The 22,774-nt window shown below is 70.1% G+C and carries 25 protein-coding genes; 12 read left to right on the forward strand and 13 right to left on the reverse strand.

All coding sequences use genetic code 11. From position 1 onward, the window contains the following. Nucleotides 1–33 precede the first annotated feature (33 nt). From MQP27_RS12965 to MQP27_RS13015, 11 genes are all read right to left on the reverse strand, one after another. Nucleotides 34–753 (reverse strand): PH domain-containing protein, encoded by a 720-nt coding sequence (locus MQP27_RS12965; protein ID WP_242765184.1) that lies wholly within the window; start codon nt 751–753, stop codon nt 34–36. Between the two features lie 52 nt (nt 754–805). Next, nucleotides 806–2,836 (reverse strand): pectinesterase family protein, encoded by a 2,031-nt coding sequence (locus MQP27_RS12970; RefSeq protein WP_242765186.1) that lies wholly within the window; start codon nt 2,834–2,836, stop codon nt 806–808. 89 nt (nt 2,837–2,925) lie between these two features. Then, entirely contained in the window at nt 2,926–3,297 is a 372-nt protein-coding gene (locus MQP27_RS12975) for a peptidase inhibitor family I36 protein (RefSeq protein WP_242765188.1), read from the reverse strand. Then, on the reverse strand, nt 3,294–3,845 hold the full coding sequence (locus MQP27_RS12980) for a hypothetical protein (protein ID WP_242765190.1): 552 nt from the start codon (nt 3,843–3,845) through the stop codon (nt 3,294–3,296). The genes MQP27_RS12975 and MQP27_RS12980 overlap by 4 nt, the downstream gene beginning before the upstream one ends. A 7-nt stretch (nt 3,846–3,852) precedes the next feature. Then, nucleotides 3,853–4,221 carry a hypothetical protein gene (locus MQP27_RS12985; RefSeq protein WP_242765192.1) on the reverse strand — a complete coding sequence of 123 codons (369 nt, stop codon included), beginning with the start codon at nt 4,219–4,221 and terminating at the stop codon, nt 3,853–3,855. Nucleotides 4,222–4,315: 94 nt separating this feature from the next. Then, complete coding sequence (locus MQP27_RS12990) at nt 4,316–5,776, reverse strand: HAMP domain-containing sensor histidine kinase (RefSeq protein WP_242765194.1); 1,461 nt, start codon at nt 5,774–5,776, stop codon at nt 4,316–4,318. Continuing rightward, complete coding sequence (locus tag MQP27_RS12995; RefSeq protein WP_242765196.1) at nt 5,773–6,507, reverse strand: response regulator transcription factor; 735 nt, start codon at nt 6,505–6,507, stop codon at nt 5,773–5,775. The genes MQP27_RS12990 and MQP27_RS12995 overlap by 4 nt, the downstream gene beginning before the upstream one ends. A 113-nt stretch (nt 6,508–6,620) precedes the next feature. Continuing rightward, complete coding sequence (locus MQP27_RS13000) at nt 6,621–6,806, reverse strand: hypothetical protein (RefSeq protein ID WP_242765198.1); 186 nt, start codon at nt 6,804–6,806, stop codon at nt 6,621–6,623. Nucleotides 6,807–6,835: 29 nt separating this feature from the next. Beyond that, entirely contained in the window at nt 6,836–8,050 is a 1,215-nt protein-coding gene (locus MQP27_RS13005) for a S1C family serine protease (RefSeq protein WP_242765200.1), read from the reverse strand. Between the two features lie 130 nt (nt 8,051–8,180). Further along, nucleotides 8,181–9,203 carry a LacI family DNA-binding transcriptional regulator gene (locus MQP27_RS13010; RefSeq protein ID WP_242765202.1) on the reverse strand — a complete coding sequence of 341 codons (1,023 nt, stop codon included), beginning with the start codon at nt 9,201–9,203 and terminating at the stop codon, nt 8,181–8,183. Nucleotides 9,204–9,300: 97 nt separating this feature from the next. Continuing rightward, nucleotides 9,301–10,080, reverse strand: a complete 780-nt coding sequence (locus MQP27_RS13015) for a winged helix-turn-helix transcriptional regulator (RefSeq protein WP_242765204.1) — start codon at nt 10,078–10,080, stop codon at nt 9,301–9,303. Between the two features lie 183 nt (nt 10,081–10,263). Here MQP27_RS13015 and MQP27_RS13020 point away from each other — a divergent pair, with 183 nt between their 5' ends. After that, a complete protein-coding gene (locus tag MQP27_RS13020; RefSeq protein ID WP_242765206.1) occupies nt 10,264–11,124 on the forward strand; it encodes an alpha/beta hydrolase in 861 nt (286 codons plus the stop codon). On the opposite strand, the gene MQP27_RS13025 is transcribed toward MQP27_RS13020, so the two are convergent. After that, on the reverse strand, nt 11,121–13,028 hold the full coding sequence (locus MQP27_RS13025) for a zinc ribbon domain-containing protein (protein WP_242765208.1): 1,908 nt from the start codon (nt 13,026–13,028) through the stop codon (nt 11,121–11,123). The genes MQP27_RS13020 and MQP27_RS13025 overlap by 4 nt on opposite strands. Before the next feature lie 280 nt (nt 13,029–13,308). Here MQP27_RS13025 and MQP27_RS13030 point away from each other — a divergent pair, with 280 nt between their 5' ends. The 7 genes from MQP27_RS13030 to MQP27_RS13055 all read left to right on the forward strand — a co-directional run bounded on the left by MQP27_RS13030 (nt 13,309) and on the right by MQP27_RS13055 (nt 17,447). Further along, nucleotides 13,309–13,563 carry a MoaD/ThiS family protein gene (locus MQP27_RS13030; RefSeq protein ID WP_242765210.1) on the forward strand — a complete coding sequence of 85 codons (255 nt, stop codon included), beginning with the start codon at nt 13,309–13,311 and terminating at the stop codon, nt 13,561–13,563. A 2-nt stretch (nt 13,564–13,565) separates the two neighbouring features. Beyond that, a complete protein-coding gene (locus tag MQP27_RS13035; protein WP_242765212.1) occupies nt 13,566–14,669 on the forward strand; it encodes a hypothetical protein in 1,104 nt (367 codons plus the stop codon). A gap of 174 nt (nt 14,670–14,843) precedes the next feature. Further along, nucleotides 14,844–15,578 (forward strand): LmeA family phospholipid-binding protein, encoded by a 735-nt coding sequence (locus MQP27_RS13040; protein ID WP_242765214.1) that lies wholly within the window; start codon nt 14,844–14,846, stop codon nt 15,576–15,578. 178 nt (nt 15,579–15,756) lie between these two features. Continuing rightward, nucleotides 15,757–15,837, forward strand: a complete 81-nt coding sequence (locus tag MQP27_RS51625) for a putative leader peptide (RefSeq protein ID WP_372511200.1) — start codon at nt 15,757–15,759, stop codon at nt 15,835–15,837. An 82-nt stretch (nt 15,838–15,919) separates the two neighbouring features. Then, nucleotides 15,920–16,759, forward strand: a complete 840-nt coding sequence (locus tag MQP27_RS13045; RefSeq protein ID WP_242765216.1) for a sulfurtransferase — start codon at nt 15,920–15,922, stop codon at nt 16,757–16,759. Between the two features lie 67 nt (nt 16,760–16,826). Further along, complete coding sequence (locus MQP27_RS13050) at nt 16,827–17,114, forward strand: DUF1416 domain-containing protein (RefSeq protein WP_003991226.1); 288 nt, start codon at nt 16,827–16,829, stop codon at nt 17,112–17,114. A gap of 72 nt (nt 17,115–17,186) precedes the next feature. Beyond that, nucleotides 17,187–17,447: a DUF3099 domain-containing protein gene (locus MQP27_RS13055; RefSeq protein ID WP_242765218.1), complete on the forward strand. Its 261-nt coding sequence runs from the start codon at nt 17,187–17,189 to the stop codon at nt 17,445–17,447. A gap of 20 nt (nt 17,448–17,467) precedes the next feature. On the opposite strand, the gene MQP27_RS13060 is transcribed toward MQP27_RS13055, so the two are convergent. Next, the gene (locus MQP27_RS13060) at nt 17,468–18,586 is read right to left on the reverse strand and encodes an MBL fold metallo-hydrolase (protein ID WP_242765220.1); all 1,119 of its coding nucleotides are present in this window, start codon (nt 18,584–18,586) and stop codon (nt 17,468–17,470) included. Nucleotides 18,587–18,849: 263 nt separating this feature from the next. On the opposite strand from MQP27_RS13060, the gene MQP27_RS13065 reads away from it, so the two are divergent. Genes MQP27_RS13065 through MQP27_RS13080 form a run of 4 tightly spaced genes read left to right on the forward strand, consistent with a single transcriptional unit; the run spans nt 18,850 to nt 22,766 of the window. Next, nucleotides 18,850–21,357 (forward strand): sensor histidine kinase, encoded by a 2,508-nt coding sequence (locus tag MQP27_RS13065; protein WP_242765221.1) that lies wholly within the window; start codon nt 18,850–18,852, stop codon nt 21,355–21,357. 2 nt (nt 21,358–21,359) lie between these two features. Beyond that, a complete protein-coding gene (locus MQP27_RS13070) occupies nt 21,360–21,794 on the forward strand; it encodes a roadblock/LC7 domain-containing protein (protein ID WP_242765222.1) in 435 nt (144 codons plus the stop codon). A gap of 8 nt (nt 21,795–21,802) precedes the next feature. Further along, nucleotides 21,803–22,186: a DUF742 domain-containing protein gene (locus tag MQP27_RS13075; RefSeq protein WP_242765874.1), complete on the forward strand. Its 384-nt coding sequence runs from the start codon at nt 21,803–21,805 to the stop codon at nt 22,184–22,186. Further along, nucleotides 22,167–22,766, forward strand: coding sequence for a GTP-binding protein (locus tag MQP27_RS13080; RefSeq protein WP_242765223.1), 600 nt, complete (start codon nt 22,167–22,169; stop codon nt 22,764–22,766). Before MQP27_RS13075 ends, MQP27_RS13080 begins: the two co-directional genes overlap by 20 nt. The last annotated feature ends 8 nt before the right edge of the window (nt 22,767–22,774 follow it).

Here is a 22,774-nt window from a genome sequence, read left to right on the forward strand (position 1 = left end):
GTGACGAGGTGCTGTGCTGGAGCTGGCAGCGACTTATGGCTGAGCTGGGACCAGCGACTTCCAGCGCCGCTCCAGCAGGGCACCCAGCAGGGCGAAGGAGGCCAGCGGCACGCACACGAACAGCAGGAACGGGTGTTCGGGGCGGCCGACGATGACTTCCCAGGTGTCGACTGCCGACGTGATGAGAAGCACCAACGCCGCGCCGAGGGCGGCCCGGATCCACGCCTTGCGGCGGGCGGCCCGCCGCAGGATCAGGGTCTCGACCTGCGGGAGCCGTTCCCAGCCGAGGCTGCGGCCGGGGTCGGCGGCCAGGCAGAGGTCGGACACCTCGGCGTACGGGTCGTCGAGCTGCCGGTCGTCGATGTGGGGGAGGAGGAAGCGGCGGCCGTCGAAGTCGTGGAGGTATGCGACCCATTGGGGACTGGTCCGGCTCGAACCCCGCCCCGCGGGCTCGACCCGGATGTCGTACACCTGCTGCCAGGTCCAGGAGCGCGACCGTACGGCCCACTGGACGGTGATGCCCTCGCGCGTGACCCGGGTGTAGGCCCGGTACTGCGTCAGGACGAGATGCGCGGCGGCCACCGCCAGCGCCGCCACGGTCATCCACGAGAACCACCTGTCGCGGTCCTCGCCGGAGCCGTCGACCTGGAGCAGGGCGTTGCAGCACACCAGCCCCAACAGCCCTACGACCAGCCCCGGCGGCCTGCGCCGTCTCCGGTACACCCGCTCGATCCCGTCGGCGTCCCCGCCCATACGCCCTCCCCCTGTTGTTCGAGGCCGATGGTAGGGCGGGGAGCTGTGAAGGTCAGGACGCGGACGGCGTCCAGTCGCCCAGCCAGTCGGCGACCTCCTGGTCCGCGGCCTGGGCGTCGGTCAGCTGCGGGCGGTCGCCGCTCGCCGCGCCCGAACCGGCGCCGGTGTTCTTGTACTCGGCGAACCGGTCGTCCTTCCAGGAGAAGCCGCCCATGTCCGACCAGGGGGTGGACCTGATCGCGGCGCTCAGCGTGGAGTTGCGGACCGTGGTCTGCGGGTCGACGGTCGTGCTGCCGCCGGGGTGCCAGCTGCGCCCGAGGTAGAAGGAGGCCGCGGAGACGTCGCCGTTGACCGTCGACCTGTTGATCAGGATGCCCTTGCGGTCCGCGGCGGTCGACGGGGCGGTGACATAGCCGGCCGACGTGCCGTCCCAGCGCTTCTTCAGCGTGATGACGGACTTGTCCACGACGGCCGTCGCCCGCCCGAAGATGAAGTCGACGTTGCCGGTGATGTAGGAGTTGGCGATGTACACCCGGCCGAGCTTGTCCGCGGCCGCGGTCTCCATCTCCAGGGTGTCCTGGTCGCCGTTGACGATGACCCCGTCGAGGAAGATCCGGTCCGCCTGCGTCAGCAGTGCCACGGCCTGATTGGCGATGTCCTGGTGCGTGGCCTCGTCGAAGTCGTTGGTGACGGTCAGGTTGCGCAGCTGGGAGTCGTCGGACTGTACGGAGACCGTGGCGCTGCCGGGAGTGCCGTAGGTCGACCCGTCGGGCTTCTTCGTCCCCGCCGCGTTGTTGTAGACGATCACCGTGTCCTTACGGCTGCTGCCCGCCCCCTGGATGGTGACGTGCGGCTTGTTCGCCGGGATCTTGACGACCTCGCGGTACGTGCCCGGCTTGACCGAGATGACCACCCGGGAGGGGTTGTTGACCGGCACGGCGTCCACGGCGGCCTGCACCGTCTTGTACTGCCCGGACCCGTCCTGGGCGACGGTGAGCGTGGTGGCGGCAGCGGAGGTGGTCGTGGCGGTCGTACCGATGGAAGTACGGGGCCCGGCGCCGGACTTGAGAAGAGCCGGCACGTCGGCGGCCTTGTCGAGGGTGTACGGGTAGTAGCTCCTCGGATCCCAGGCGGCCCCGCTGCCCCCGCTCTCGTTCCGCCCGCTGGTCCCGGAGAAGACGTTCCCCTTCTGCACGAGCGTGGCCGTACTGTCCCTGATCACGGGGTTGTTGACGCCCTGGAAGTACGAGTTCTCCAGCAGCATGTTGGTCTTGCCGCGGGAGTAGTTGCCGTACGACGACGTGATGTCGGTGCCCGGGTCGTCCTCCAGGTAGTTGTTGTACAGGTGGGCGTGGGCGACGTTGTCGGTGGACGGGTTGCGCTGCTCGGTCTCGCGGATCCAGTTGTGGTGGATCGTGATGTCCGAAGTCACGTTGTCGGTCCAGCCGATGCCGAACGCCTTGTTCTCCTGGCTGAGCCTGTTCCAGGACACTGTCAGGTACGTGGTGTCCTTGCGGCTGTCGATGAGCCCGTCGGCCATGTGCCGGATGTCGTTGTGGTCGATCCAGACGTGGTGGGCGCCGTCCATCTGGATGCCGTCGTAGTCGTGCTCCTTGTCGTTCCAGGTGCCCTGGTAGGCGTCCCGGATCGTCAGGTTCCGGATGATCACGTTGTGGACGCCCTCGCCGAGGAAGAACCCGCCGGCGACGATCTGCCCGGAGGTCCCGGACCCCACGATCGTCTTGTCGCTCTGGACCTTGATCTCTTTCCCGACCGGATCCATGGTGATGGTCGCCGCCACGACGATGACGTACGGCTCGGAGGCGGTGGCGTACTTCTCCAGATCGGCGAGGGTCTTCACGGTGACCGTCTTGCCGTCCCGTCCCCCGTAAGTCCCGTTCTGCCCGAGGGCGTTGACGGAGGCGAAGCCGTCGGCGGTGGCGGTGGCCCAGGCCGGCGCGGTCGCGGCGGAGGCCCTGGACTGCGAGCCCGGCAGCAGTCCGTAGGCGGCGGCCGAGGCGGCCGTCAGGGCGACGGGGATGGCGATCGCGAGGGCGGTACGACGCCGTCTGTGCTGGGCCATGGGGGGTGCATCCATTCCGTGCGGGTGACAGGGACCGGTGAGGGGTCGTCACCGCGCACGGAAAGGTTGCCGGGGTCGCCCGGGGTTTCTCAGCAGCCCGTCGTCCAGGTGTGGGAGGCGCCCTGGTCGTTGGCGGCGGCGTTGTAGCCGACCTCCTGGCCCGGGGCCAGGCAGAGGGTGACGTGGCCCAGCAGCTCGCGGGCGGAGTAGACCTGCACGTGGTCCTTCACACCCGGGCCGGAGATGCCGTGGTTCGCCCAGGACGAGTCGTGCCAGGCCATGTCCCCCTCCCACCAGCGGTCGTCGCCGCTGTGCTCGATCTTCAGCCCGGTGAAGTTCGCGTCCGTCCAGACGCAGAAGTTGCCGCTGCCGCAGGGCACGGCCTGCGCGGCGGCGGAGGTGGCGAGCACGGCGCCGGCGGCGAGAAGGGTGGCGGTGAGCAGGGCGGTGAGACGCTTCACGGTCGGGTGCTTTCTGTCGATGGCTGATCGGTGTGGTTCAGGAGTGCGGAAGCCTCGCGGACGGCGTGGGCGCGCAGCCGCCGATAGTCGGCGAGTTCGGCGCGGTGCCGGGCGCGGACCCGGTCGAGGGTGAGGTGGGCCCGGGCGGCCTCGGCGCGCAGGTTGTCGACGATCACCGACGCGCGGAACCAGCGCCGCTGGTCGCCGTAGAGCCGCTGGTTGGCGGCGGCGAGACAGCCGTCGGTGTGGGCGCGTACGACGTACCCGGTGGGCAGGGTGAGGGACAGCTCGGCCGGCCCGGCCCCGAACAGCGCGTCGGCGACCCGCTGTTGCCGGGCTTCGGACGCCGGGCCCTGTCCCGGGCGCGGCGGGGTGAGCCCCTGGCGGGTGAGGCAGCCGTCGGTGAGGAGCTGGGTGGCGGCCTTGATGAGGTCGTCGGGGGAGGGCCGGGCCGGAGGGGACGATGGACTGGTGCCGGCACAGGCGGTGAGGAGGACCCCACCGGTCAGCAGCGCGAGGGCGCGTGCGAGGGTGCGCGCGAGGAGCATCGGCGGATCAGCCCTGCTCGCACCCCATGGTCGTATCGCTGACCCCGTCGAACTTCGTGGCCCAGGCGGTCCAGTCGTTGTCGTAGTCGTCCGGTCGGATCTCCCGGTACAGACAGCTGCCACCGCCCTGGTAGCTGATCGCGTAGACGCTGACGGCGGCGTGCGAGTCGAAGGAGTACGCGTGCCGCTTCACCCGGGAGTCGGCCTCCCGGTAACCGGGCGGTGTGTACGCCCAGGCGCCGCCCGCACCCATCTGCCCGGGCTCGGGCCAGAAGTACACCTGTCCCGGCGGTACGGCGGCGGGGCGGGCGGCGGCGGGCGCGGCGGTGGGCACAAGGGCCGCGAACACGGCGGCGGCGACGAGGAGTTGACGCATGTGGAGGATCCCGGGGAGGTGATGAGGCGAGCTGGCCAAGATCACCATCCCCAGCGGTTGCACGGGTATGCCCCGTTTCACCCGTTCGGCGGCGTCACGGGCTTTCCGGCGGTGGGGTCGGGGCCCCCGGCAGGCGCACGGTCGCCATCGTGCCGCCTCCGTCCGCGCGGGCGAGTGAGACCTCGCCGCCGGCCTGCTCCACCGTGCGGGCCACGATCGACAGGCCGAGGCCCGAGCCCGGCAGGGCGCGGGCGCTGGGGGAGCGCCAGAAGCGGTCGAAGACGTGGGGGAGTTCGTCGGCGGGGATGCCGGGGCCGTGGTCGCGGACGGTGAGCGTGCCGTGGTCGAGCTGGACCTCGATCGTGCCGCCCTCCGGGCTGAACTTCACCGCGTTGTCGAGGATGTTGACGATCGCCCGCTCCAGTGCGGAGGGCTCCGCCCGTACGTACCAGGGCTGGAGGTCGGCGGTGATCGTCAGCTCGGGGCCGCGGAGCCGGGCGCGGCGCAGGGCCGCCTCGACGGTGTCCTGGAGCGACACGACCTGCACCCGCTCGCCCCGCTGGCCCTCCGACCTCGACAGCTCCTGCAAGTCGCCGATGAGAGAGGCCAGTTCGGTCATCTGGGCCTTCACCGAGGCGAGAAGCGCCTTGCGGTCGGCCGGGGGGATGGGGCGGCCGGTCTCCTCGCTGCGGGTGAGGAGTTCGATGTTGGTACGGAGGGAGGTGAGCGGAGTGCGCAGCTCGTGCCCGGCGTCGGCGATGAGCTGCTGCTGGAGCTCGCGGGAGCTGGCGAGCGAGGAGGTCATCGAGTTGAAGGACCGGGAGAGCCGCGCGATCTCGTCCTCGGCGTCGTCCTCGACGGGGATGCGGATGCCGAGGTCCTCCGTCCGGGCCACGTGCTCCACGGCCTCGGTGAGCTTGTCGACGGGGCGGAGACCGGCACGGGCCACGAAGAGCCCGGCGGCACCGGCGCCGAGGACTCCGATGCCGGAGACGAGGAGCAGGATCAGGGCGAGGTCGTTGAGGGTGGACTGGGTGCCCTTCAGGGACACGGCGACGATCAGGGCACCGTTGGAGCTGACCTGGGTGATGGGGTCGGTGATGGTCAGCGGGATGGTCAGCACACGCAGGGCGTTGCCGTCCTCGTCCGAGCCGTTGTGGAACACCGCCCGGGCATCGGTGGTGTTCGCCTTCTTGATCACCGTCTTGTCGGCCTGCGAGACCTTGATCTTGCCCACCGAGTTGGGGAAGAGGCAGACCGTCCCGTTCGCCTTGACCACCTGCGAGTAGCTGTTGCGGAAGCCACCGTTGGTGGACTGCTGCGGGGTCTGCAGACAGTCGACGACCACCTGCCGGAGGTCGTTGTCCGGCCCTCGCATGCCGATGGCCTTCTTGAGGTCGTTGTCCGTCTGGTCGTACAGCTTCCCCTGCACGATGAACCAGCAGGTGACCGAGACGGCCGCGACCGCGAAGGCCACCGCTGCGGCCACCAGCAACGCCAGCCGCGACCTGATCGGCAGGGTCTGGAAGCGGCGCAGAAGCCTGGGCTTCCTCACTCCGCGCCGCCCTGGCGGAGCACGTACCCGACTCCCCGCACCGTGTGCACCAGTCGCGGCTCGCCGCCCGCCTCCGTCTTGCGGCGGAGGTACATGACGTACACGTCCAGCGAGTTCGACGACGGCTCGAAGTCGAAGCCCCAGACCGCCTTCAGGATCTGCTCGCGCGTGAGGACCTGGCGCGGGTGCGCCATGAACATCTCCAGGAGCGTGAACTCCGTGCGGGTCAGCTCCACCGGCCGCCCGTCCCGCGTCACCTCACGCGTGGCGAGGTCCATGCGGAGGTCCGCGAAGGTCAGCGCCTCGTCCTCCTCGGCGCCCGCGACGGCCGCCGCCGCGTAGGAGCTGCGCCGCAGCAACGCACGTACACGCGCGAAGAGTTCGTCGAGTTCGAAGGGCTTGACCAGGTAGTCGTCGGCCCCGGCGTCCAGGCCCGTCACCCGGTCCCCGACCGTGTCCCGCGCCGTCAGCATCAGGATCGGCGTCGTCGTGCCCGCACCCCGCATGCGGCGCGCCGCGGTCAGGCCGTCCATGCGCGGCATCTGGATGTCGAGGACGACCAGGTCGGGACGGTAGGCCGTGGCCTTTTCGAGCGCGTCGGCGCCGTCCACCGCGACCTCGGTGTCGTACCCCTCGAAGGCGAGGCTGCGCTGAAGTGCTTCGCGCACGGCCGGCTCGTCGTCGACGATCAGGATGCGCTGGGGTTCACGGTCGCCATCGGCGGGGCTCATGGGCGTGGATTCCTCGGGTGCGGTGGGACGACATGGGGCCGGCACTGCTGCTGACGGCTTTCAGCCTCGCATGTTTCCCGGCGGGCGCGTAAAGGCGGAGCGCGGAAAGCGGCTCAGCCGCGGGCGGCTGCCGTACGGCGGCGGCCACGCGCCGCACTCGCCCGGCGCCCGGCGCCCAGGGCGGGCGCGACCTCGGGGGCCCGGGCCGCCGGTGCGTGCAGTTCGTACGCCACTTCGAGGGCCAGCGCGAAGCCGGCCGGGTCGGTGCCGGTGACGGTGTGCGAAACCTGCTTGATCATGACGTACTCCCTGCTCGTGAAGGGGGGATTCAGCTGTCGGTGCCGCCGGCCCGCAGCGTGGCCAGATCGGACTTGACGGTGTTGATCGGGATGGCGAAGCCGAGGCCGACGCTGCCGGCGTCCGAGGAGGAGCCGGACGAGGACGAACTGGCCGAGTACATCGCGGAGTTGATGCCGATGATGTCGCCGGAGGCGTCGATCAGCGCGCCGCCGGAGTTGCCGGGGTTGAGCGAGGCGTCCGTCTGGATCGCCTTGTAGGTCGTCGTCGACGAACCCGTGTCGCCGTTGAACTGCTGGCCGCCGAAGGAGAACGGCCACTGGCCGTTGCCGCCCTGGCCCTGGCTCTGGCTCTGGCCCTCGTCGGTCGCGACGGTCACGTCACGGTTGAGGGCGGAGACGATGCCGCTGGTGACGGTGCCGCTCAGGCCCTCGGGGGAGCCGATCGCCACGACCGTGTCGCCGACCTGGACGCCGTCGGAGTCGCCGAGGGTGGCCTTCGTCAGGCCGGAGGCGTTCTCCAGCTTGATCAGGGCGAGGTCCTTCTTGCTGTCGGTGCCGACCACCTTCGCGGTGTACGACTTGCCGTTGTTGGTCGTCACCTTGATCGACGAGGCGCCGGAGATGACGTGGTTGTTGGTGATGATCTCGCCGTCGCTGGTGATGATCACGCCGGAGCCGGTGGACTCGCCGGAGTTGGAGGTGGCGCTGATCTCGACGACGCTCGGGCTCACGGCCGCGGCGATGGTGGCGACGTCGCCCTTCTTGCTGGACGGCACCACGCTGGTGGTCGTGGAGCTGGTGGCGACGGTGTCGCTGCCGGTCAGCTCCTGGAAGGCGTAGGCGGTGCCGCCGCCGACGGCCGCGGCGACTATCGCGACGGCGGCCAGCAGGGCGAAGGGACCCCGGGCGCGCTTCTTCGCGGCCGGCGCGGTGCCGGGCGCGGGCTCGGCCGGTACGGCGGTCAGCACGGCCGTACCGCCGCCGCTGCCGTCCCCGCCGCTGCCCTCCGCGGTGAAGCCGGCGGGCGCCGCGGCGTGTGCGGCCTGGGCGGGCCACACCGTGGTGCCGGGCTCTACGGTGACCGGCTCCACGGGCTGCGGGTGCGGCGCGGGGTGCTGCTGCGCGGGCTGGTGCGCGGGCGGCGGCGGCCACTCCGGGTTCACGGGCGAGGAGTGCTGCTGGGCGCCCTGGTAAGGGTTCTCGTACTGCTCGTACTCGCCGTCGCGGCGGAAGCTCTCGGTCATGTCACAGAGCTTGTCGCGCGACCATGAGAGCTTCCTGAGTGCCCGCTGAGAAGCCCGCCAGAACCTCGTATGCCCGATATAAAGGCCGTACTGGCAGCTGAGCGGGGTCTCTCAGACAGGCCTCATGGAGTCACTCGCACCCGCACGAGCGCCGCACGACCAGCCGCGACGGGAACGTCTTCAGGCGCTCCCGGCGCGAGCCCGCCACCCGCAGCCCGTCGTCCAGTACGAGGTCCACCGCCGCCCGCGCCATCGCGCTGCGGTCGGACGCGATCGTCGTCAGGGGCGGGTCCGTGAGGGCCGCCTCCTTGATGTCGTCGAAGCCCGCCACCGCCAGCTCGCCCGGCACGTCGATGCGCAGCTCGCGGGCCGCGCGCAGGACACCGATCGCCTGGTCGTCGGTGGAGCAGAAGATCGCCGGCGGCCGCCGCGGCCCGGCGAGCAGCTCCAGCGCTATCCGGTACGCGTCGTAGCGGTTGTACGGCGCCTCGAACAGCCGCCCCTCGGTGGGCCGGCCGGCCTCCTCCATCGCGCGCCGCCAGCCCTCGACGTGGTCGGAGACGGGGTCGCCGACGGCGGGCGTCTCGGCCGTACCGCCCATACAGGCGACGTACTCGTAGCCGTGCTCCAGGAGGTGGCGCACGGCGAGCTGCGCGCCCCCGAGGTCGTCCGTGACGACGGCGACGTCGTCGATGGCCTCGGGCCGCTCGTGCAGCAGCACCACCCGGGCGTCCCAGGCGTCTATCTCGGCGGCCGCCTGGTCGTTCAGGGCGTGCGAGACGAGGATGAGCCCGGAGACCCGCATGCCCAGGAACGCGCGCAGGTAGTGGACCTCGCGCTCGGCGACGTAGTCGGTGTTGCCGACCAGGACCATTTTCCCGCGCTCGGACGCGGCCTGTTCGACCGCGTGCGCCATCTCGCCGAAGAAGGGCTGGCGGGCGTCCGGGATGATCAGGCCTATGAGATCCGTGCGCCGGGACGCCATCGCCTGGGCGACCCGGTCGGGCCGGTACCCCAGCTCCTTGATCGCGGCGAGTACCCGCTCGCGCGTTGCCGGGGCGACCGGCCGGGGTCCGTTGTTGATGACATAGCTGACGACGGCGGTCGAAGTCCCCGCCAGCCGCGCCACATCATCCCGAGTCACCTTGGCCACGCGCGGAGTCTACGCGGATATACCCGCTCCGGGCAGGGCGAGCGGAAGCTTCCGGGGGTACCTCGTATGCGGAAGCAATGCCCTGCCCGGGGGCCCGCTATGCCTCCGCCGGTACCTCGGCCGCGTCCAGGGCCACCGTCTCGTCCGCATCCTCCGCCTTTGCCCGGTCGGCCTTGGCCTTCGCCTCGTCGGAGACGCGGTCGGCCTTCTCGGGCGTAACGAATCGATAACCGACGTTGCGGACGGTGCCGATCAGCGACTCGTGCTCGGGGCCGAGCTTGGCGCGCAGGCGCCGTACGTGCACGTCGACCGTCCGGGTGCCGCCGAAGTAGTCGTAGCCCCAGACCTCCTGGAGCAGCTGGGCGCGGGTGAAGACGCGGCCCGGGTGCTGGGCGAGGTACTTCAGGAGCTCGAACTCCTTGAAGGTGAGGTCGAGGACCCGGCCCTTCAGCTTCGCGCTGTACGTCGCCTCGTCGACCGACAGGTCGCCGTTGCGGATCTCCATCGGGGAGTCGTCGTTGACGATCTGCTGGCGGCCCATGGCCAGCCGCAGCCGGGCCTCGACCTCTGCGGGACCGGCGGTGTCGAGGAGCACGTCGTCGATGCCCCAGTCGGCGGTGACGGCGGCGAGGCCGCCCTCGGTGACGACCAGGATGAGCGGACAGCCGGGGCCGGTGGAGCGCAGCAGCTGGCACAGGCTGCGGACCTGCGGGAGGTCACGGCGGCCGTCGATGAGGATGACGTCGGCACCCGGGGTGTCGACGAGAGCCGGGCCTTCCGCCGGTGCCACGCGCACGTTGTGCAGCAGCAGGCCGAGGGCCGGCAGCACCTCCGTCGACGGCTGGAGGGCATTGGTCAGGAGCAGCAGAGAACTCATACGTCTGGTTCCTCCTCGGTCCCTGCGAGGACGTGTGTGGTGCATCACCTGCTCTGCGATCCCGAAAAGCCCCGTACACCGGCGGTCACCTGGAGTTTCCCGCTTCGTATACAACGCTTCCGAAAGCACAAAAGGACCCGGGGGCTACGCTGCCCGAGTCCTCTGCCCAGCAGAATAGCCCACATGAGCACTACTCCGGCAGGTCATGTGGCGCGATCCACCGTTCGTCCGAACTTCGAGACGAGCAGACGCACACCTTTACGGACGTTTCTACACACGGACGACGGCGTGACGATCGATTCCGTATACGACCCGTCGAGGGCCGTATACGACGTCTCCGCGCAGCCTGCCGGACACCTCGCGTTCGTCGTGGCGCACGGCTTCACCGGTGACGTGGACAAGCCGCACGTGCGCCGGGTGATCGACGCGTTCGCGCAGTACGGAGCCGTGGTCAGCTTCTCCTTCCGCGGGCACGGCGCGTCCGGCGGACTCTCCACGGTCGGCGACAAGGAAGTGCTCGACCTGGCCGCCGCGGTGCGCTGGGCCCGGGAGCTCGGGCACACGCGCGTGGCCACCGTCGGCTTCTCCATGGGCGGCTCCGTGGTGCTGCGGCACGCCGCTCTGTACCGGTCGGGGCAGGAGGGGCGCACGGAAGCGTCCTCGGACGCGGTGGTTTCGGTGAGTGCACCGGCTCGCTGGTACTACCGGGGTACGGCCCCTATGCGGAAGCTCCACTGGCTGGTAACCCGCCCCGAGGGCCGCCTGGTGGGCCGCTACGGATTCCGTACGAGGATCACGCACCGCGAGTGGGACCCGGTCCCGCTCTCCCCCGTGGAGGCGGTACCGCACATCGCGCCCACCCCCCTCCTGATCGTGCACGGCGACCGCGACGGCTACTTCCCGGTGGACCACCCCAGGTCCCTGCACGAGGCGTCCGACGGCCACGCCGACCTGTGGATGGAACCCATGGGCCACGCCGAACACGCGGCCGACGACGAGCTCCTCGGCCGGATCGGGGACTGGGCTGTCGGCGCGGCGGGCTAGCGTCTCGGATCAGCCAAGCTGTCCACGCGGGACATGACGTCTGGCGCAGGTTCTGCCCATCTGGGTGGGGAAGCGTGGGCGTGCAGATGGAATCCCGCGCCCAGTGCTGCTCCCCGCGGCCGGTGACCGCCGGTGGGTGTGCTGATCGCCTTCACGCCCTGGTGCCGGTGGGCTGCACGGGGCAGCCGGGTCCGGTCCGTTGGTGCGTGTCCCTCCGGACGCTTGCCGACAGGACCGCAAGGCCGTGTCGGGGAGGGTGCCCTGCGTCGCCTGGGCGCGGGGCGTGAGGTGTGAGGCCAGGTGGAGCCCGTCTTCGACCGGTCCTTCCGGCTGGTCTTCGGGGAGATGACGGCCTTGGCTTCGAGTTTGTCGACCACTGAGCGGATCAGCATGCCGCCGCTCCTTCGGTCGATGACGGTTTTGGCCTGATGAGTAAGGCCGCGCGCGGCAATACGGCGCCAGGCGCCGTCGTCCCGATCGCCCTGCCAGGAACACGACTGGTTGGGGCACAGGGCCCACTTCCAGCCGGAGACGGTCGGTCTGTCCGGGGCTTTGCGGTGTCGTAGGGGAGTAAGACACTGCGGACACAGTCGCGATGTGTCACGGGCGGGCACGGTCACCACGGCGATGCCGACTTCGGCGGCCAGGTGCCGAGTCCGATCGACGATTTGCCCGCGCACCTGCTGGGACAGCCGCGTATTCATGGTGTGGCCCATCCCCTTGGCTTCCAGCGAGCGCAGGTCTTCGAGGTAGATCACGCTTGCTCCAGCCGCAATGGCCTGATCAACGGCCCAACGGGCAGCGGTCCGGGCAAGGGCGTCGTTGAGGTTCGATCTGCGGTCGGACAGGTGCCGGATCTCGCTGCGCAGGAGCTCGTGCTTCGCTGCCAGCCGCTCGTCGCAGTGGCCGCCGAGCAGCCGTACGTACTGTTCGGCCTTCGTGTGCAGACGCTCTGACAACCGCCGGAGACGATGCTGTTTGGCCAGCACCCCAGCGGCCCGGAACTGCGCTCCCGATCCGAGCGTTGTGATACGCCCGTCCTCATGGAGCTTGCCGGCCCCTGCGGACAGGAGCGTGTTCAGGCCCCAATCCACGCCGAGAGCGGTTGTGTGCCCGGTGCGCTGGGCTTTCAAGACAGAGTGTGTGTATGCGACGTCTGCCCGTACCTGTCCGCCCATGATGCGGAGGGTGGGTAGGTGGAGCACCGCACCTGCCGGTACGGTCGGCGGCAGGGACAGCCGACAGGCCACCCACGTCCAGTCCTGGTAGCCGGCCGGATCGGGGCGGGTGGGTAGCTGTAGCCTCAGCAGCGCCCGTGTCGCTTCGGTTTCTGAGCGCTCGACCATGGCCTGTTGTCCGTCGCACGCGGCAAGCAGCAGAGTCCGTGGGACCTTGGGGATGCCCTCCAGTTCGTACACATCGGCCGGCAGGCGACCGTTGATCTTGAGGAACTTGACCACCTGCTGGGTACGGCCCTTGATGATGCTGGATGGCAGATACTCGCCCCCCGGCACAGCGTCCCGCACCTGCTGCCACTCGACCGGGGTGCGTTTGGCCGGATCGTCCGGCCACGTGGCCAGTACCCCTGCGGCCAGGTCAGCACGCCACTTCACCGACCGCAGGGCGCGGCCTGCCTGCTCCTGGGCCATGCGCACGATCCGATCGTTGACCTTCACCGCATCCGGTGCAGCGGTGGTCCAGCCCAGGCGGCGCAGCGCCATCCATGCGTTCGACGGCAGTTTCTGTCCGCCCGCATCCACCCCGCCGGCCAGTACATCAACGTCACCTGCGTTCCAGTGCTCGACCAGTAGCTGGCAGACCATGCCCGCCACCAGCTCGGCGCACCATCCCACCCGCTCGGTGAGCACGGCCCGCGGCAGGATCTCGCCGGTCTTCTCGTCCACGGCTGTACGTACCGGCACGCGTGCGGACGCGACGCGAGAGGTCTCGCCCTCGGCGAGTCGCAGCTTCCGGCTCACATGCACCCCCTCGCGTCCGCGATGCTGTCATCCGATTAACGACGCCTTCGTTGAGAGGTCACGCATTCGACGGCTGTATCCGTGTGCGAATCTGGTGTCGGTGCCGGACACGCAGCATGACGGCGGCGGATGACCTACCGTTATCCGATTCCCGAGGACATGTGTGAGCCTGGCCGTGTTCATCACCACTGATTTGAGGAAGCGGATGCCAAAGGTCACGGTGCGCTACTGGGCCGCCGCGAAGGCCGCGGCCGGGGTCGCCGAGGAGCCGTATGACGCGGCCACCCTCGCCGAGGCGCTGGACGCGGTGCGCGAGCGACACCCCGGGGAACTGGCGCGCGTGCTGCGGCGATGCTCGTTCCTCGTCGACGGTGACCCCGTGGGCACCCGCGGACATGAGACGGTACGGCTGGCCGACGGCGGCACGGTCGAGGTGCTCCCGCCGTTCGCAGGAGGGTGACGATGACGGATCAGCCGTACCAGAACGAGTATCCGCAGGGATACGACCCACGGTGGCAGCAGGCGCCGCAGGGGTACGACGACCCGTATGCCGCGCAGCAGTACACGCAGCAGTGGCAGGGGCAGACCTGGGAGACGCAGTACCAGGCGCCGGTCACGACGGCTGCGGAGACGGGATACCTCCCGCCGCAGTACGGGAACCAGGACCCTTCCTGGAACCAGCAGGTGCAGCAGCAGGAGCCGCTCCAGGCCCCCGCCCCCGCCTCCGCCCCCGCTCCGGCCCCCGTCCCCGAGGAATCCCCGGCGACCTCCGGCTACGGCCCCGCCACCCTCTCCGGCAACGCCCGCATCACCGACGCCCAGCGGGCCCGCCTCGAAGGGCGTTCCCCGATCATCGAGCCCGGCATGCAGCCCGCCGGCCTCACGGCTCTTCTCGGCCTCCTGCTGTCCGGTACGGCGGCGGTCGGCTCGTACGCCCTCCTCGTACCGCTCGTCGTCCTCCAGGCCGTCACCGCGGCGGGCTGGTTCCGGCTGAACGGCATGTGGCCCGCCCGGCAGGGCATCGCGCTGGCGTTCCTGGGCGCGCTGGTCGCGGACGTCGCGCTGCTCGCGGCCGGGCGGGAGAACGGCCCGGCGGCGATCCTCGGCACGCTGGGCGTCTGGGTCCTGCTCTCCCTGGTCCTGCAGCTGCGTTCCCACGCCGACCCGGACACCCGCATGTACGGCCTGATGGCGACGGTCGCCTCGGCGGCGCTGGCCATCGTCGCGGCGGGTTACCTCGCCGCCGACCCGGACGCGGTGTCCGTGGGCGCGGCGGCGGTCGCGGTGGCCGTCCTGGCCCGCGCCCTCCCGCTGCCCACGCCGGCCTCGGTGGTCGTCTCCGTCCTCGCGGCGGCGGGCGCGGGCATCGCGGTCGGCGGGATGACGGGTCTGGGCGCGAAGGGTGCGCTACTGGGCGCGGGCGCGGCGGTGTGCGCCCTGATCGGGCACCGGGTCGCGAGCTACGACTATCCGTCGAGGTTCGTCCACTTCACGGCGGGTGTGGCGCTGCCACTGGCGGCGGCAGCACCGGCGGTCTATGTGATGGGGCGCGCGCTCAGCGGGTGATGCCTTCGAGGGCGGGGATGTCGGCGGCCTCCCGGGCCCCCTCCGGCTCTGTCACAGGTGATCGACAATTTTCCGGCTCCCCTTGCCCCGGGGGTTAGTGTCGCCGTCGACGGCCAACCCGTCCGTCGGTCGAAACGCCGCTCCGCCTACCGCCGCTCCGGGGGGAATCACCGCATGCGCGCCCTGCGAATACTTCTGATCGTCGTCGTGATCCTGGGCGGCCTGTTCGTGATCGCCGACCGCGTGGCCGTGCACTTCGCCGAGAACGAGGCGGCCGACAAGGTGCGCAGCACCGAGGGGCTGGACGCCACCCCGGACGTCTCGATCAAGGGCTTCCCCTTCCTCACCCAGGTCGCCTCCGGTGAACTGGACGACGTCGTGGTCGACATCAAGGACTACGAGGCCGACACCGGCACCGCCGGCAAGACCATCCGCATCGACGACCTGCACGCCGACATGAAGGACGTCACCTTCAGCGGCGACTACAGCTCCGCCACCGCGCAGACCGCCACCGGCACCGCGCTGGTCTCCTACGACGAGCTGCTGAAGAACGCGGCGACGGAGCCCGTCGACATCGGCCTCGGTTACACCGGCAAGGTCGTCGGTCTCGGCGACGGCGGCAACGGCAAGATCAAGGTCACCCTCGAGGTCAACGGACCCGCTGTCGACAACCAGAGGGTGAACGTCCTCAGCGCGGTCACCGTCAAGAACAACACCGTCCAGGTGCACGCCGACAACCTCCCCAAGCTCCCCGGGATCAGCCTCGTCGAGGACCGCTTCCGCCAGGCCTCCGACTTCGGCCAGGCCATCGACCAGCTCCCCGGCGGCATCAAGCTGGACTCGGTGAAGGCCGCGGCGGATGGTGTGGAGATCGCGGTGAAGGGTTCGAACGTCAAGCTGGCGGGGTAGGGCAGTCCGAAGGGCGAGACGGTGATGTCCGTACCAGAGGTGTGACGGCGGCTACACGGGCCGCGAACCCCTGCGGGAGCGGCCTTCCCGGTTGATTCATCCCGCATTCCGGACGATCGCATCTCACAATACGACACACCGGTGACATGCCCGCGTTTCCGTCCCTAAGCTCAACGCTATGAAGCGACAGGCGGTTCTCACGAAGCGGCGGGCAGTAGACCTGTGCCGCGTCGCCGCCATGCTCTGTCGCGCCTTCTGAGCGGACGGCACCGACCTCCGCATTCCCAGCTGCCCTGTCACGGGCACCCGTGCGCCCCGAACTGCCCCGGAGGAGAAAGAGCATGAGCCGCAGCGACGTCCTCGTAGACGCCGACTGGGTCCAGGAGAACCTGGACAACCCCGAGATCGCGATCGTGGAGGTGGACGAGGACACGTCCGCCTACGAGAAGAACCACATCAAGAACGCGATCCGTATCGACTGGACCAAGGACCTGCAGGACCCGGTCCGCCGTGACTTCATCGACCAGGAGGGCTTCGAGAAGCTTCTGTCGTCGAAGGGCATCGCCAACGACACCCTGGTGATCCTCTACGGCGGCAACAACAACTGGTTCGCCTCGTACGCCTACTGGTACTTCAAGCTCTACGGCCACGAGAACGTCAAGCTTCTCGACGGCGGCCGCAAGAAGTGGGAGCTGGACGCCCGCGAGCTGGTCGAGGAGGTGCCCGAGCGCCCGACGACCGACTACAAGGCCAAGCCGCAGGACACCTCCATCCGCGCCTTCCGCGACGACGTCGTGGCGGCCATCGGCTCGCAGAACCTCGTCGACGTCCGTTCCCCCGACGAGTTCTCCGGCAAGCTGCTCGCTCCCGCGCACCTGCCGCAGGAGCAGTCGCAGCGTCCGGGTCACGTCCCGTCCGCGCGCAACATCCCGTGGTCGAAGAACGCCAACGACGACGGCACCTTCAAGTCGGACGAGGAGCTCAAGGAGCTCTACGCCGAGGAGCAGGTGGACCTCGCCAAGGACACGATCGCCTACTGCCGCATCGGTGAGCGCTCGGCCCTGACCTGGTTCGTCCTGCACGAGCTGCTCGGTGTCGAGAACGTCAAGAACTACGACGGCTCCTGGACCGAGTACGGCAGCCTCGTCGGCGTCCCGATCGAGCTCGGCGCCAACAAGTAAGCCCCGAAAACCTCTCAACCCGACCGGCCTTCCTTCCGGTCAGACCCCTCTGAATCTGGAGAAAGACATGTGTGGAGCGAAGGCCGGCGGCCCGGACGCCTCGACGATCAAGCCCGGTGAGACGACCATCCAGGGCCAGGTGACGAAGGACGGCGAGCCCGTCGTCGGTTACGTCCGTCTCCTGGACTCGACCGGTGAGTTCACCGCGGAGGTCCCCACCTCCGCCACGGGCCAGTTCCGCTTCTACGCGGCCGAGGGCACCTGGACCGTCCGCGCGCTGGTTCCCGGCGCCACCGCCGACCGCACGGTCGTCGCCCAGCAGGGCGGCCTGGCCGAGGTCGCGATCGCGGTCTGAGGGCTGAACGCCGCAGGGGCCGTACTCACTCGGAGTACGGCCCTTCGGCATGCCCGGGCCTACTCTGGAGGCATGCTGGCACGGCGGCGTCGCGTGTATTTCGCCATGATGGGGACCTGCATCGGTCTCTTCGTCCTGGCCTGGGGAGTCGTACGCATCTGGTCGATCCCGGCGGCCGTGGCCATGTGCGTGGTCGCCATGGTCATCCCACCCGTCGCCGCGATGGTCGCGAACCGGCGCGGGCCGGACGACCGCTGGTGGGACGACCCCTCCGGCGACCCGAAGTCCGACGAGTGGTGGGACGAGCTGGACGGCAAGAAGCGCCGACAGTAGGCGGCCCGGCCGCCGCCCGGCTACCCCCGGTGTTTCACGGGGAGGTGCAGGAGGTCGCTGCCCAGGATCATGCGGCCGTTGTAGCCGGCGCTGCTCGCGCTGGCGCGCAGGAGGCGGCGCCAGGTGGTGTCGGGGACGGTGGCCGGGTCGCCGGGGCCGAGGTGGGTGGCGACGAGGGTGCCGACATTGGCCGCGGCGGCGATGGCGCCGAGTTTCGCGACGTCGGTGTGGGTGGCCAGGATGTGGTCGACGAGGGCCTGGGGGAGGCCGAGGCCGAGCAGTCCGTCGGGGTAGACGGCCTCGTGGACGAGGACGTCGGCGTCCTGGGCGAGGGTGATGATGTTGGGGGTGGGGGCGGTGTCGCCGGAGAAGACGACGCTGCCGTGGTCGGTGTCGAAGCGGTAGGCGTAGGCCGGGTACACGGCGCCGTGCGGGACGAGGATGGCGGTGACCTTGACGTTGTCGTCCTCCATGACCGTGAACGGCTGCATGGCGGGCGCGGTGTTCGTCGCGGAGGCGCCGGTGGCGTCCGGGGGCAGGACGTCGTGGACGGTCAGGAGGGTGGCCGGGTCGATGCCGGCGTGCTCGGTCATGAAGAAGGTGGGGGATGCGGCGTAGGCCTGGCCGGCCAGCTTCGTCATCTCGACGGTGCCGGGGACGGTGCCGGGGGCGCCGGTCACGGTGGAGGCGATCCCTGCGGAGCCGGGGCCGTAGACGGAAACCGTCGTCTGGAAGCCCTGGGTGCCGGCCGCGCCGGCGGCCAGCAGCGGGAAGGCGTAGTAGTCGACGATGTGGTCGGCGTGCAGGTGGGTGAGGAAGATGCCGGTCAGGGAGGGCAGGGACAGGCCTGCGCGCATGTACTGGGTGACGGCTCCGCGGCCGCAGTCGATGACGTAGGTCTTGCCGTTCACCACCAGCGCGGAGGAGATGCCGTACCGGTCGGCCAGGGGTGGCGGTCCGGCGTTGGTGCCGAGCAGGACCAGGCTCAGGTCCGCGTCGGCGGCGTCGGTGGTGTCGGAGGCGGTCGCGGCCGAGGCCGGTGAAGCCCCGATCAGCGGGGCGACGGCCAGGGCCGAGGCCGTCACCGCGCCCAACAGGGTTCGGCGGGTGGGGTGTTCGGTCTCGTCGGCGCTGCACATGCGTGGACGGCTCCTCTGCGGTGCGCAGGATGTGATGAGGATGCGAAGGGAGTCGGCGGCACACGTTAGCGTCCGAAGCTAAATCGTTCTAGGGGGCAATCGTTCAAAGTTCGCCTCCGGCGGCTCTGCCGGTTGTAGGCTGACCCGCGGTGGCCGCTAAATCGATTTGCGGAGCATATTTACATAATCTCCGCAAGCGGTAACATCTCGCCCCGTCGAGCGGACCCTAACGGTCCGTCATTCCGAGCATGCTGGGGACATCCGTGGCAGTGCATGCACGCGCGTCGAAGAAGCAGAGCCGTACGGACAGTGGGGGAAGGCGTCAACTATCGCTGCGCACAGCCCTGTTGGTGCTGGCGCTGGTGCCCTGCGTGGCTCTCGTGGCCCTGTGGTCGACGACCTCCGTGCAGCTGTACAGCGACTGGCGGACACAGAAGGACCGCAGTGACTCGGCACAGCAGTCCTCGGTCAAGGTCGCCCAGGCCTGGTACAACCTCCAGGAGGAACGGCGGCTCAGCGGCGCGGCGTTGGCCGACCCCGACGCGTACCGCACCCAGCTGGCGGCCCAGCGCGACCGTACCGACGCGGCGGTGAAGCCGGTCCTGGCGCTCCCCAGCAGCGGCTGGGACGGCCCCGCCGACCTCGACCGCGACGTCTCCAATGTGATCAAGAGCCTCGGGAAGCTGGAGAGTTACCGCGAGGCCGTCGACCGCCGGAGCTCCACCCAGCAGCAGACCTACGACGACTACACCGCTCTCACCTCCGCCGACCTCAAGCTCTTCTCCACCATGAGCTACCTCGGCATGGCCGACATCGACTACCGCATCCGGCCCGCCAACGACGCCATCTGGGGCATGGAGATGGTCGCGCGCGAGAACGCGATCGTCAGCCGCGCCGGTGCGACGGGACGCCTGTCGGCCGACGAACGCGGCCAGTTGGCCGAGCTGGTGGGATCGCAGCGGTTCATCTACGAGGCCAAGGTGCTGCCCAACATGCCCGCCGTGCAGGTGGCCATGTACGAGAAGCTGATGTCGGGCAGCGCCTGGAAGCAGAAGACGGCGAGCGAACAGACCGTACTGCGCGGATCGTCGTCCGCCGACGGAGCCGTCTCCGCCGCGCTCGCCAAGAAGTGGAGCGGCGGCATGAGCCAGATCGCCCCCCAGCTCCAGAAGTTCAACCAGGCCTACTGGGTCACCATCAACGCCTCCATCGCGGACGAACTGGACTCGATGCAGACGAAGTTGATCGTCACCAGCGCCCTGGACGCGGTGGCCGTCGTCCTGGTCGTCGTGATCAGCCTGCTGCTCACCCGGATGCTGCGGCGGCGGATCTTCGCCCTGCGCCAGGCGGCGCTGGACCTGCAGACCCGGATGCCGGACGTGGTCGAGCGGATGCGGCGGGGCGAGGCGGTCGACCCCGACGCCGAGCTGCCGCCGATCCAGCACGGCGACGACGAGCTGGGCCAGTTGGGGCAGGCCCTCAACCTCGCCCGGCACAGCGCCCTGGACACCACGGTGACCCAGATCGGCCAGTTCCGCGGCTTCGAGAAGCTGCTCCAGCGCATCGCCCGCCGTACGCAGCTGCTGATCGGGCTCCAGATGAAGAAGCTCAACGAACTGGAGCGCCGGCACGAGGACCCCGAGGTCCTGGAGGGCCTGTTCGACCTCGACCACCTGACGGCCCGGCTGCGGCGGTACGAGGAGAACCTGGTGATCCTCGGCGGCGGCCAGCCGCAGCGCAAGTGGCGCAAGCCGGTGCTGATGGTGGACGTGCTGCGCTCGGCGCAGAGCGAGGTCCAGGACTACCGGCGGGTCCAGATCGAGGTGGAGGGCGAGGTCTGGCTGACGGAACGCGCCGTCGGTCTGGTCGTCCATGTGCTGGCCGAGCTGATGGAGAACGCGGTGGCGTTCTCGAAGCCGCCGACCCCCGTGGAGGTCTACGCGTCCCGGGTGGGGCGCGGGCTCGCCGTGGAGATCGAGGACCGCGGCATGGGCATGTCACCCGGGGAGTACGCGGAGGCGAACCGGCTGATGGCCGACCCGCCCCGGATGGACGTGCTGTCGCGGGCCGAGGACGTCCGGCTGGGCCTGTACGTGGTGGCGCGGCTGGCTCAGAGCCTCGGTCTCCAGGTGGAGCTGCGGCCCTCGTCGTTCGGCGGCACCAGGGTGGTCGTCCTCATCCCCGAGGAACTCGTCCTCGAGGACGCCGTGGCCGAGCGGACCCCCGAGCCCGTCGGCGCCATGGCCGGCTCGGCCGCCTCCTCGGACCGGGTGCCGCCGATGCCGCGGACCGCGCCCACGGCGCATGTCGGCGCGTTCGACCTGCCCCCGGCCCCGGGCTCCGGCCCGCGCCGGGCTTCCGGGGGGACCCCGGGCGGCGTACGGCGCATGCCCGAGCGGCCCAGGACGGCTCCGGCTCCCCGTCCCGCCGACGCGCCGGAGCCCCGCCTGCCCAGCACCGAGCCGCTGCCCAAGCGGGTGCGCATGGCCAGCCTCGTCGACGAGCTGCGCGACCCGGACGGCGACACTAGGCCCACTCCGGCACCGGAGCGGCCGGCGGCCCGCGCGGGAGGCGCGGCCCGCTCGGGCGCGACGATCGGGGCCTTCCAGCGCCAGTCCAGGATGGCCCGGCAGGGAGCCTTCACCGCCCACACGGCCGTGGCCGACCGGGGCATCACCACCGACCGAGCCGGCACGGCGGATCACCGCGCCGGAGAGCAGGATCGCCCCGAGGTCCTGCCGCACCGCAGACGGACCACGACGGAAGACTGACCATGACACAGCGAACGACCGCCACGCATCAGGACCTCGACTGGTTGCTGGATGGCCTGGTCGAACAGGTCCCCGGCACACAGCACGCGATCGTGCTGTCGGACGACGGGCTGGTGGTGAGTCAGTCCCGTTCCATCGCCCGCCGGGACGCCGAGCGCCTGGCCGCGGTGGCCACCGGCCAGCAGAGCCTGGCCCGCGGCGCCGGGAAGCTGTTCAACGGCGGTCCCGTGCAGCAGGTCATCGTCGAGATGGCCGACCTGTGGCTGTTCATCTCCGCCGCGGGCGCCGGCACCCACCTCGCGGTCGTGGCCTCCCAGGACGTCGAGGCCGAGGTGCTGGCCGTGGCCATGCACACCCTCATGCAGCAGGTGGGCCGCCGGCTCGGCACCGAGGCCCGGGTCGCCTCGGTGAGCCTTGAGGGCGGTGTACGTGAGTGAACCACTGGATGGACGACCTGGAGGCGGACGCGGGTGACCCGGAGGAACTGTCCGTCCGGCCCTACACCCTCACCCAGGGGCGGACGGCACCGGCCCGCGACGACCTCACCCTGATCACCATCGTCAAGACCGTGGACCCGCCACCGGGCCGGTCCGCCCTGCGCGGTCTGCAGCCCGAGCACCACGTGATCCTCAGACAGTGCCGCGGCTCGGCGGCGGTGGCGGAGATCTCCGCCGGGCTGAACCTCCCGGTGTCGGTGACGAAGATCCTCATCGACGACCTGGTCGCCCGCGGCCAGGTCACCACCCGGCCGCCGATCGCCATGGCGGCGGGCAACGAATCGGACATGAACCTTCTACGAGCGGTGAGAGATGGTCTTCGCAGACTCTGAGCCGGCCGCCGGCGGGGTGCACGTGAGCACACCACCCGCGGCCGTCAAGATCCTTGTGGCAGGCGGCTTCGGCGTGGGCAAGACGACCCTGGTCGGAGCGGTCAGCGAGGTGACACCGCTGCACACGGAGGAGTACCTGACCGTCGCGAGCGAAGGCGTCGACGACGTGGGCGGGGTGGAGGAGAAGACGACCACCACCGTGGCCATGGACTTCGGCCGCATCACCGTCAACCCCCAGCTGGTCGTCTACCTCTTCGGCACCCCGGGCCAGGAACGCTTCTGGTTCATGTGGAACGACCTGGTCCACGGCGCCCTCGGCGCGGTCGTCCTGGCCGACACCCGGCGGCTGGAGAGCAGCTTCGCGTCCATCGACTTCTTCGAGAGCCGCGGCATCCCCTTCGTCATCGGGGTCAACTGCTTCCACGGCCAGGTCGACCGGGGCGAGCAGGAGGTCCGCGACGCCCTCACCCTCGGTCCCGAAGTCCCCCTGGTGATGGGCGACATGAGAAGCAAAGAAGTCGGCCGCGACCTGCTCCTGGCGCTCGTCGAGCACCTGATCACGACCTTGTCGACGGCCTGACCCGGTCG

The sequence above is a fragment of the Streptomyces cylindrosporus genome (assembly GCF_022698165.1).
In the GTDB taxonomy this organism is placed as follows: domain Bacteria; phylum Actinomycetota; class Actinomycetes; order Streptomycetales; family Streptomycetaceae; genus Streptomyces; species Streptomyces cylindrosporus.

Coding starts and splice junctions, on each gene's coding strand:
- MQP27_RS13005 (WP_242765200.1), bottom strand. CDS start 8,050: ATGACCGAGAGCTTCCGCCGCGACGGCGAGTACGAGCAGTACGAGAAC.
- MQP27_RS13035 (WP_242765212.1), top strand. CDS start 13,566: ATGACGGATCAGCCGTACCAGAACGAGTATCCGCAGGGATACGACCCA.
- MQP27_RS12980 (WP_242765190.1), bottom strand. CDS start 3,845: ATGCTCCTCGCGCGCACCCTCGCACGCGCCCTCGCGCTGCTGACCGGT.
- MQP27_RS13055 (WP_242765218.1), top strand. CDS start 17,187: ATGCTGGCACGGCGGCGTCGCGTGTATTTCGCCATGATGGGGACCTGC.
- MQP27_RS13030 (WP_242765210.1), top strand. CDS start 13,309: ATGCCAAAGGTCACGGTGCGCTACTGGGCCGCCGCGAAGGCCGCGGCC.
- MQP27_RS13060 (WP_242765220.1), bottom strand. CDS start 18,586: ATGTGCAGCGCCGACGAGACCGAACACCCCACCCGCCGAACCCTGTTG.
- MQP27_RS13015 (WP_242765204.1), bottom strand. CDS start 10,080: ATGAGTTCTCTGCTGCTCCTGACCAATGCCCTCCAGCCGTCGACGGAG.
- MQP27_RS12985 (WP_242765192.1), bottom strand. CDS start 4,221: ATGCGTCAACTCCTCGTCGCCGCCGCCGTGTTCGCGGCCCTTGTGCCC.
- MQP27_RS12995 (WP_242765196.1), bottom strand. CDS start 6,507: ATGAGCCCCGCCGATGGCGACCGTGAACCCCAGCGCATCCTGATCGTC.
- MQP27_RS13045 (WP_242765216.1), top strand. CDS start 15,920: ATGAGCCGCAGCGACGTCCTCGTAGACGCCGACTGGGTCCAGGAGAAC.
- MQP27_RS13075 (WP_242765874.1), top strand. CDS start 21,803: ATGGACGACCTGGAGGCGGACGCGGGTGACCCGGAGGAACTGTCCGTC.
- MQP27_RS12970 (WP_242765186.1), bottom strand. CDS start 2,836: ATGGCCCAGCACAGACGGCGTCGTACCGCCCTCGCGATCGCCATCCCC.
- MQP27_RS13070 (WP_242765222.1), top strand. CDS start 21,360: ATGACACAGCGAACGACCGCCACGCATCAGGACCTCGACTGGTTGCTG.
- MQP27_RS13080 (WP_242765223.1), top strand. CDS start 22,167: ATGGTCTTCGCAGACTCTGAGCCGGCCGCCGGCGGGGTGCACGTGAGC.
- MQP27_RS13000 (WP_242765198.1), bottom strand. CDS start 6,806: ATGATCAAGCAGGTTTCGCACACCGTCACCGGCACCGACCCGGCCGGC.
- MQP27_RS13050 (WP_003991226.1), top strand. CDS start 16,827: ATGTGTGGAGCGAAGGCCGGCGGCCCGGACGCCTCGACGATCAAGCCC.
- MQP27_RS13020 (WP_242765206.1), top strand. CDS start 10,264: ATGAGCACTACTCCGGCAGGTCATGTGGCGCGATCCACCGTTCGTCCG.
- MQP27_RS13040 (WP_242765214.1), top strand. CDS start 14,844: ATGCGCGCCCTGCGAATACTTCTGATCGTCGTCGTGATCCTGGGCGGC.
- MQP27_RS51625 (WP_372511200.1), top strand. CDS start 15,757: ATGAAGCGACAGGCGGTTCTCACGAAGCGGCGGGCAGTAGACCTGTGC.
- MQP27_RS12965 (WP_242765184.1), bottom strand. CDS start 753: ATGGGCGGGGACGCCGACGGGATCGAGCGGGTGTACCGGAGACGGCGC.